We start from the raw sequence: 8,931 nt of genomic DNA on the forward strand, positions 1-8,931 counted from the left end.
CGTGTCGATGGCGCCAACACGTGTTCATGACGTCCCCGGCACGCCCACACCACCGGCCACTGGCAGCAGGAACGAGCACACCACAGACCACCACCAGAACAACCGAAGAAGACCAACCACCACAACTACCGACCTCAGCACGTAAGACCTACCGACCTCGGCACGTAACAACTACCGAACTCGGTGAGAGAGAGGGGGTCAGGAAAGGGGCGGTCAGGAAGCGGTGAGGGACTGGAGTGCCTCATTCATCTGCTCGGGGTTCAGCAGGCCCACATGCACCTGCTGCACTACGCCGTCGGCGCCGATGAAGAAGTGCGAGGGAACCCCCATGATCCCGTAGGCGGCGGAGATCACCTGGCTGCGGTCGGGAACCTGGGTGAACTCGTTTCCCACACGCTCGGAGTAAGAGTTCACCGCCGCGGCGTCCTCCCCCACGTAAACCACGATCACCTCCACGTCGTCTTCGTAGTCGGCGGCGGCCGCCTGCACATCCGGCATCTCGGTGCGGCAGCCCGTGCACCAAGTGGCCACGAACATCAGCCACACCGGTCGCCCCTCCATGGCATCCGGCTCCAACACCACCTCCCGGGAGTCGAGGTCAGCAGCCGTGATGGCCGGAGCCTTCTGACCCACCACCGGGGCACTGCCCACCCCCTCCACGTCCACCTCGGTGACCACGGCAATCTCGGCCTGGGCCGGACCTGCGTCGTCGGGCGCCACCGCCCACCAGGCGGCGATGGCGATGGCGAAGGCCGCGACGATCAAAACAGCGACCTGCCCGAAGCGGGAGCCGCGAACACCGGCGCGCCAGGCGGGCTCGTCGGAGCCATCACCCAGGGTTGCGGGCTCAACGACGTCGGGCCCGTCGCTCAAATCGGCGGAGATCTCTTCCAGCGGCTCATCGCTGGTCTCGTCACGCATAGGAGTGCAGTCCTCCGAAGAACAGGTTACCCAGGTAGGTGAACAGGACGGCGGCGAAACCCAGGATCAGCAGCCAGGAGGCGCGGTTACCCCGCCAGCCACGGGTGACGCGCGCATGCAAGTAGGCACCGTAGATCAGCCAGGTGACCAGCGCCGCCGTCTCCTTGGGGTCCCAGCCCCAGTAGCGGCCCCAGGCGACATTGCCCCACAGCGCCCCCAGGATCAGCATCAGGGTCAACATGGGGAAGGTGACCACGGTGGCCCGGTAGGCGAGATCGTCGAGCACCTCCTGCCGGGGCCAGCCCCGCCAGCGCACACGCGGGGCGAGCAAGTACATGACCGCGGCGGCGAAGGAGACCACCGCGGCCCCATAGCCCAGGGAGGCTGTGAACACGTGCAGAGTCAGCAGCGGGGAGTTCTGCAACGCCGGCATCAGCGGGCTGGGCTGGTAAGACAGCGTCGAGGCGTAGATCAGCATCGCCAGGATCACCGGCAGCACGATGATCGACACGGTCCGCACCCGGTAACGCCACTCGAACACCACCTGCGCCAACATCATGCCCCAGGCGAAGCAGATGGCGAACTCGTAGTGGTTGGAGAATGGAGGATGCCCGGTGGCGATGGTGCGGGCGATCAACGAGCCCGTCAGCAGCAGCAGTCCCAACTGGGTCGATTTGGCGGCCCACCAGGTGACGGTGAAACGCTTGATCGGGGTCCGCCGCACCCCGCCGGTCACCTCCACGGTGCGCCCACCCTCGCCGGTGTCGACGACGACGCTGCCGCCAGTACCCCCGAGCGGTACCGCCGTGACGGCCCGCGACATGCGGGCGGCGAAGAAGGCGCCCAGGTAGGCGATGGTGGAGACCACCACCAGGCCGGTGGTGATCAGCAGTAGGGCCTGTGAGTACTCAAGCATCGGCGTCGGTCCTTTCCGCTTGCCGCGTCATTCGTCCGCTGAGGCGGACGGCCATGTCGGTGAAGAATGCGCTGAACCCGAAGTCGCGGCGGTCCGGGGAGGCCAGCTGTACCAGGGCGCCGCCATCGTCCTCAGTGACCCGCACCCAGATGCGCCGGTGCCGGAAGAACATGGTCATGCAGGTGCCGAGCACCAGCAGGCCGAAACCTACCCACACGATCGGGGCTCCGGGGTCACGGCGCACAATCAGCCCGGTGAACTGCTGCTCCCGCTCGAAGGTGAGGGTGTAGTCCCCCACCGCGCTCGGCGTACCCTGGTCAAGGACGGCCTGCGCACTGGGCGTAGTGGCGTCGCCCTGGTACAGCTCGATGCGCACCTGGCCGGGCTCGATACCGGTGCCGATCTGCCCGGAGGCCGCCTCCACCACGTACATGACCGTCCCATCGGGCAGGGTTGCGTGGCCGTAGTTGAAGAGCTTGTCCGACGTGGTCCACTCCAGGGCGACGCCGTCATGGAGCACCTCGGCCCCGGAGGCGTCGACCACCCGCATGACGGCGGAGACCCCGAAGTAGGACTGGTGGAACATGACGCCGCGGTAGCTCAGCGGGGTGTTGACCCGCACCTGCTGGGAGGCGACCTGGCGGCCGGCATCCATCAGGGTCAGGTCGGCTACGTAGTCCTTGGGCGAGCCGTCCTCGTAGTAGGTGTCTTGGAAACTGTTGGCCTGCACGGTCAGTGCGGTGCTGTGGCCGACTTCCTTGGGGTGGCCCACGGTCAGGGTGAACTGCTGGTCGCGGAAGCCGGTCAGGGAGGAGACCACGAATCCGGCCATGACCACCACGAAGGCGATGTGGGCGAATACCGTGCCGAAGGGCGCCCAGTGGTTGCGGTCCAGGTAGGCGTTGTATCCGGGTCCGCGCTCATCCACGATTACGCGCAGGCGGTGCCGGCGGGCGTCGGTGCACACGACTTCGAAGGCCGCTTCCGCATCCAAGGGCACGGTGAAGTGGGAACGCAGCCGGGCCCGTTCGAAGAAGCGGGCCGTCACCCGGGTACGGGGGTGGCGGGCGGCCCGCCAGATCACCGGCAGCCGATGCGCCGTACAGGCGAGGATCGAGGCGGCCAGCAGGCCCATCACCACCAGGAAGGGCACCGACGTGAACATGTTGAAGGCGCCCAGCGCGCGCAGGATGCCGGTCCAGCCGCCGAAGGTCGGCCGCACCTGCTCCAGCCACTGCTCCGTGGCCTGCGCATCCGCCCTGGCCGAGGCGGGCATCTGGGGGAAGATCGCACCCAGCAGGCCCAGCAGTCCGGCCAATAGGATCAGCACCAGGCCGACGGTCTTGTTGTAGAGGAAGGCGTATACCTGCCTGGCCAGCTGGCGCGGAGACAGCGCGGCCTGATCGTCCAAGCCGTCCACAGCCCCGCCACCACCGGGCGCATCGGCGGCGCCCGCCCGCCTGGCGGACGGCTGTTCCGCGGCGGACGGCTGCGCCGCTCGCGTGTCGGTCCGTTTCACCTTCAGGTGCCTCCTCACAGCCCCAGGGCGGGGATCAGAGCGGATAGCCGTCCCAGCAGTCCGGCAATCATGAGCAACCCAATGAGCACGAGCATGCCTCCACTCACCAGCGAGACCCCCACGTGGTGGCGGCGGAACCAGTTGAACCTCCGGGTCGCCTGCGCCGAGCCCAGGGCGACGGCTACGATCGGGATTCCCAGCCCCAGACAGTAGGCCACCATGAGGGTCACACCGGACCACGCCGTCGGGCTGGCCGTTGCCAGCGCGAGGATGCCGCCGAGGATCGGGCCGATGCAAGGTGTCCAGCCCGCCCCGAAAGCGAGGCCCATAAGGGCGGCCCGCAGCGGCGAACCGGCCGCACCCGCGGGACCCGAGGTCCGCACCAGCGCGTCGAAGGGCCGCAGCGTGAGAATTCCCGCCACGTGCAGCCCCATGAGCACCAGCACCGCGCCGCCGGCCATACGCGCGTAGACCACGTAGGGCCCCAGCGAGCGGCCGAGCAGCCCGAGCGAGGCCCATAACGCGATGAACACGACGGAGAAGCCGACCACGAAACCCGCCGAATTGGCCAGTGCAGTGCGGCGGCGCACCGGACCCGCGTCCGCGCCCACCAGCTGTCCGACGAAGGCGGGCACGATCGGCAGGAAGCAGGGTGAGGCGAAGGATACAAGACCCGCCAGCAGGGCGATCGGAAGGGTGAGCTCCATCGGCTCACCCCGCACTCGGCGTCGCCGCAGCCGAGCCCATGGTGCCCACATGACCTCGGACGTTGGCGGCCATCTCCGAGTCGGGGGCGAGCTGGAGCACCTTCTCCCAGCACTGATTGGCCCGTTCGGCGTCGGGTGGGGTACGGGCCATGTACAGGAAGCCAAGATTGTACCAGGGTTCGGCCACATCCGGGTCGATCTCGGAGGCGCGCAGCCAATGCGCCTCGGCCTGCTCGTACTGGTTGGACTGGTACTCGGCCACGCCAATGGTCAGCAGGGCGTCAAGATTGTCGGGGTCGAGATCGAGGATCTGCTGCAGCCAGGTGATGGAGTCCTGGTACAGGACGGCCTTGAGATACATGACGCCCAACTCCTGACGCGCCTGTATGTTCGCCGGGTCCGCCTCGACCTGCGCCTTGAGCTCCTCCTCTCGCGCGGCGTCAACCGGCACGGCCTCGTCCATGGCGGCAACGGCACTCGAAGCGGCCGTGGCCGCAATCGACGGGTGTCCCTCGGGCAGGGCCGTGCTAGTGGCATCGCCCCGCCCCGCCTGCTGCACTATGACGACCACGGCGGCAGCCAGCAGCGCCACCAGCGCCAGGTTCAGCCGGGAGACGCCGGTGCGGTGCTCAATGGCCGAGGGGCTGCGCCCCCGCCCCACCGGGGCGGCCCGGCGCACCGCGGGGGCGGCATCCTCGTCGTCGGCCAGCAGGTCCTCGACGTCGGCCGCATCCTGATCGTCGACGCCGGCGTCGGCATGGGCGTGCGAGTCGCCGTCCGCGTCCGACTCGGAAGCGGAGGCGTCGGGCTCCGCCGTCGACGCGCCGACCGACTCATCCGTGACCCCCGAGTCGTGGTCGAGCGCAGCCAACTGGGCGGTCGCCCAGCCCTTCAGCCCCTCCGGGGCCGTGGCCAAGAAGGCCGCCAGCTCTTCCCGATCCGGCTGGTCGCCCCCCGCCGCTTTCGGTTCCGCGCCGTCCTGCGCCTGAGTCATACCGCTCCCGCGCCCCGTCAGTTGCCGGCGTCCGGCATGTGCTGCTCGGGGATGGCCGGGCCGATCCCGTTGTCAACCTTGACGCCGCGCAATGCCAATTGCCCGGAGCGGGCCCAGTCGGTCGCCTGGTTGAGGATGGAGATCGAGTACGCCGGTGCGTGGAAGCCGCGGCCGTTCTCGGAGAAGGAGTAGTCGATCACGAACTGCGCCTTGCGCTGGTAGTCGCGGGCCGTGGCCAGGTCATCCGCAGTCGCGCTGCCATCCGCAGCGGCCGCAGTGATATCGGTGATCAGAGCGTCCAGGGCGGTGAAGGAGACGTTCATGGAGCCCTGCCAACGTGTCTGGATGCCTTCCACCCGCTCGCGCATCTCATCCGCCGTGGAGTGGTGGCAGGTCAGACAGGAGGCGTTGATGGTCTCATCATTGGCCATCGGACTCATGATCTGGTGGTTGGACACCTTGGTGGCGCCCACGCGGCTGTAAGCCATGTGGCAGTCTGCGCAGGTGACGCCGTTGGAGGCGTGGATGCCCTGCGACCAGGTCTCGAAGTCGGGGTGCTGCGCCTTGAGCAACTCGGCGCCGGACTCCTCGTGGGTGAAGTCGGTCCAGCCGATCTCGTCGTATTGGTCCATGGCGTCATAGACGGTCAGGCCCTTGTCCCACGGGTAGGTCAGGGTCTTGGAATCGCCGGCGAAGTAGTACTCGACGTGGCACTGGGCGCACACGTAGGTGCGCATCTCCTGGTTGGTGGCGTCCCGGTTGACGTCATAGTCCTTCACGCCCTCAGCGGCCTTGGCCTTACGGATGCCGTCGATGAAGGCGGGCCGGGTGATGGTCAACTCCATTGTCTTCGGGTCATGGCAGTCGATGCAGGCGATGGAGCCGGAGGTGTGCTCGTAGGCCTCGTCATAGCTCATGGCGTTCATGGCGTGGAACCCGGCCTCGCGATCGCCGTTGCCCAGTTCGTCGTAGACCTGAGGCATGGAGGCGTGGCAGTTCAGGCAGGTGCCGGGCTGGTTGAAGCGCTCGTCGGTGCGCTCGGTGTAGCGCTGATCGATCAACGCCCACTCGTGCCCGCGCGGCTGGGTGTAGTCCACGGCGAAGGCGTAGCCGCGCCACATCCGCTGCGCCCGAGTCTCGGCGTCGATCCGGGACTGCGTGTGGTACTCGCGCGGGTCCTCGGCCGTGGGAGTGGCGGGAATGAAGTCGCCGTCGGTGTCCTCGACGGTCTTGAGGTACTGCTCGTACTGGATGGGGAAGTTCTGGCCCCATACGGCCGGGTCGTAGGAGGTGTCGGTCAGCTCCACCACCTCGGTGAAGGGGGCCGCAGACTCCTGCTTGTGCTCGAAGATCGTGGTGAGTAGCCAGGTGACGGCTGCCGCGGCCACGGCCACGGTCACCAGCACCAGCGCCGGCACCCACTTGCGGGCGCGGCCGGATGCGGGCTGTTTCTTGGCTTCATCCGCCGCCCCGGCGTCATCGGGTTCCGGGGCATCCACCTGGGGATCCTCCATGGCAGCATCTTCCCTCTCGGTACTCATGTCGCGTCACCTCTTATGCCCGACGCCGTCGTGGCAGCGGATGCACGACACCGTCTCGTCCTTGTGGGTGGAACTGTTGGCGGCCTGGTCCACGAAGTCGCCATGGCAGTACAGGCAGGCGGCCTCGGTGATCTCACGGTTGTGCTCGCGAATCTGAATGTTCTCCGGATAGTCCTGGAAGGTGAACTTCAGGGAGTGCCAGATGCCGTTGTCCGCCTTGTTGATGTACTTGTAGACGAGGTTGTCATGCGGGGCGTGGCAGGAGTTGCAGGTGGCCACGTCATGGTGACTGCCCCGCTGCCAGGCCTCGTACTGCTCGTTCATCGCGTGGCAGTTGGCGCAGGTGGCCGGATCGTCGCCGAGATAGCCGGTCACGCCCGAGTAGTACACGGTGAATCCGCCGACTCCCAGGACCACGCCCAGTAGCGCCGCCAGCGCGATCCGCATCCATCCGGAGAACAGGCGCGTGTAGCCGCGCCATAGCGCCTTCACGAGACGTACCACGCGGCACCCCCTCATGCTCCGGGAATGTCACGCCCCGCCCGCCTGGGGCGCGGGCCGACGCAGGGCTTCCTGACTCAAGAAGGATATCACGAGGTGTCGTGAAAAGTCAGGACCTTCGCCGGTCAGTAGCGGGTGCGCACACTGGCATGCCCGGCCACCCGCCGCACCACCCCGCGAGGTGCCAGGCGCAGCAGTGCGTTAACACCGAGGTAGCGCAGCGAGGGCGTGCAGATGACCTGGCCGCGGCGCACTGCCGCGAGCGCGTCCCGGGCCACGTCGTCGGCCTGCAACCACGCGATCGGAGGCCAGACCGCGTCCATGCCGGCGCGTTCATGGAACTCCGAGCGGGTCAGGCCGGGGTTGACCACGGTTGCGGTCACGCCGGTGCCACTCAGCTCGGTGGCCAAGCCCTCGGTGAAGGTACGCACCCAGGCCTTGTGCGCCGCATAGGTACCCATGGCGGTGAGCGCGGCAGCGGAGGAGATGTTCAGAACGGCGCCGTGTCCACGGGCGATCATCCCCGGCAGGGCGGCGTGGGTCAGCTCCATGACGGCGCCGACCATGACGTCGAGGGCGCGGCGCTCCTGTCCGATGTCTCCGGAGGTGAAGCGTTGGCCTACGGCGAAGCCGGCATTGTTGACGAGTAGATCGACGGGGCGGGCGGCCACCTGCTCGGCGGTGTGGGGGGCATCGGGGTGAGCTGGGAGCGTCGAAGGGCCGACCGCGGAGCCGGCCGCGGGCGTCTCGACGCGCAGGCGATCGGCCACGCGGGCGAGATCCTCGGAGATCGACAGGTCTGCGGTGATCACCTGCACCCCGACTCCGGCGACCTGGCTGATGGTGGCGGCGACCTGATCCAGTCTTGCCCGGGTGCGGGCGACGAGTACGAGGTCGTGGTGGGCCTCGGCGAGCTGCCAGGCCAGCTCCAGACCGATTCCGCTGGTGGCGCCGGTGATGAGTGCGGTTCCCATGCGGGGAAGCCTAGCCGCCGGACCTCGTCGCAGTCCGTAACCGACCGCGGTAGCCTGCACGCATGCGACTGGCCACCTGGAACGTGAACTCCGTCCGCACCCGAGTCGATCGGATTGTCGACTTCCTCCAGCGCCGGAACGTGGACGTGCTGGCCATGCAGGAGACCAAGTGCCGTCCCGATCAGTTCCCGCGCATGCCCTTCGAGGCGGCCGGATACGAATTGGCCGTGCACGGACTGAACCAGTGGAACGGCGTCGCTATCGCCTCCCGGGTGGGGCTGGCAGACGTCACGGCCGCCTTCCCCGGACAGCCCGGCTGGGCCGCGAAGGCAGGAGCCGAGCCGGTGGTGGAGGCACGAGCACTGGCGGCCACCGTCGGCGGTGCGGCCGAAACGGACCCGGTGCGGTTGTGGAGCCTGTACGTGCCCAACGGGCGCGAATTAACCCACCCGCACTACGAGTACAAGCTGGCCTGGCTGGCGGCGCTGCGTGACGCCGTCGCCGACTGGCTGGCGGCGGATCCGGGCCAGTCACTGGCACTGGTGGGCGACTGGAACGTGGCGCCGCGCGATGAGGACGTGTGGGATATGAGTGTCTTCGAGGGTGCCACGCACGTGTCCGCTCCGGAGCGGGAGGCGCTGGCCGCACTGGATGCGGTCGGCCTGCAAGAGGTCACGCGCGAGCGCGTCACCAATTACACCTACTGGGACTACCAGCAGCTGCGCTTCCCGCGTAACGAGGGTATGCGCATCGACTTCGTCTACGGTTCGGAGACCTTCTCGGCGCGCGTGCGCGCCGCCACCATCGACCGGGACGAGCGCAAGGGCAAGGGCCCCAGCGATCACGTGCCCGTCGTCG

Annotated in this window: 9 protein-coding genes; 1 reads left to right on the plus strand and 8 read right to left on the minus strand. The window is 68.0% G+C overall.

The genetic code is table 11. The annotated features are described in order from the left end of the window. Positions 1–213: 213 nt before the first annotated feature. From Q4A20_RS14065 to Q4A20_RS14100, 8 genes are all read right to left on the minus strand, one after another. On the minus strand, positions 214–921 hold the full coding sequence (locus tag Q4A20_RS14065; RefSeq protein WP_303123922.1) for a redoxin domain-containing protein: 708 nt from the start codon (positions 919–921) through the stop codon (positions 214–216). Next, positions 914–1,837: a c-type cytochrome biogenesis protein CcsB gene (gene ccsB, locus Q4A20_RS14070; protein WP_303123924.1), complete on the minus strand. Its 924-nt coding sequence runs from the start codon at positions 1,835–1,837 to the stop codon at positions 914–916. Before ccsB ends, Q4A20_RS14065 begins: the two co-directional genes overlap by 8 nt. Then, a complete protein-coding gene (locus tag Q4A20_RS14075; protein ID WP_303123925.1) occupies positions 1,830–3,356 on the minus strand; it encodes a cytochrome c biogenesis protein ResB in 1,527 nt (508 codons plus the stop codon). Before Q4A20_RS14075 ends, ccsB begins: the two co-directional genes overlap by 8 nt. A 14-nt stretch (positions 3,357–3,370) precedes the next feature. Next, the gene (locus tag Q4A20_RS14080; RefSeq protein ID WP_303123927.1) at positions 3,371–4,063 is read right to left on the minus strand and encodes a cytochrome c biogenesis CcdA family protein; all 693 of its coding nucleotides are present in this window, start codon (positions 4,061–4,063) and stop codon (positions 3,371–3,373) included. Between the two features lie 4 nt (positions 4,064–4,067). Further along, positions 4,068–5,057 (minus strand): tetratricopeptide repeat protein, encoded by a 990-nt coding sequence (locus Q4A20_RS14085; protein WP_303123929.1) that lies wholly within the window; start codon positions 5,055–5,057, stop codon positions 4,068–4,070. A gap of 17 nt (positions 5,058–5,074) precedes the next feature. Further along, entirely contained in the window at positions 5,075–6,598 is a 1,524-nt protein-coding gene (locus Q4A20_RS14090; protein ID WP_303123931.1) for an ammonia-forming cytochrome c nitrite reductase subunit c552, read from the minus strand. 6 nt (positions 6,599–6,604) lie between these two features. Further along, complete coding sequence (gene nrfH / locus Q4A20_RS14095) at positions 6,605–7,102, minus strand: cytochrome c nitrite reductase small subunit (protein ID WP_303123932.1); 498 nt, start codon at positions 7,100–7,102, stop codon at positions 6,605–6,607. Between the two features lie 122 nt (positions 7,103–7,224). Further along, a complete protein-coding gene (locus Q4A20_RS14100; RefSeq protein WP_303123934.1) occupies positions 7,225–8,073 on the minus strand; it encodes an SDR family oxidoreductase in 849 nt (282 codons plus the stop codon). Positions 8,074–8,135: 62 nt separating this feature from the next. Between Q4A20_RS14100 and Q4A20_RS14105 the strand changes: the two genes are divergently transcribed. Beyond that, the coding region (locus Q4A20_RS14105) for an exodeoxyribonuclease III (RefSeq protein WP_303123936.1) at positions 8,136–8,931 on the plus strand (796 nt) is incomplete at its 3' end.

The organism is Actinomyces sp. (genome assembly GCF_030530635.1).
Taxonomy (GTDB): domain Bacteria; phylum Actinomycetota; class Actinomycetes; order Actinomycetales; family Actinomycetaceae; genus Actinomyces.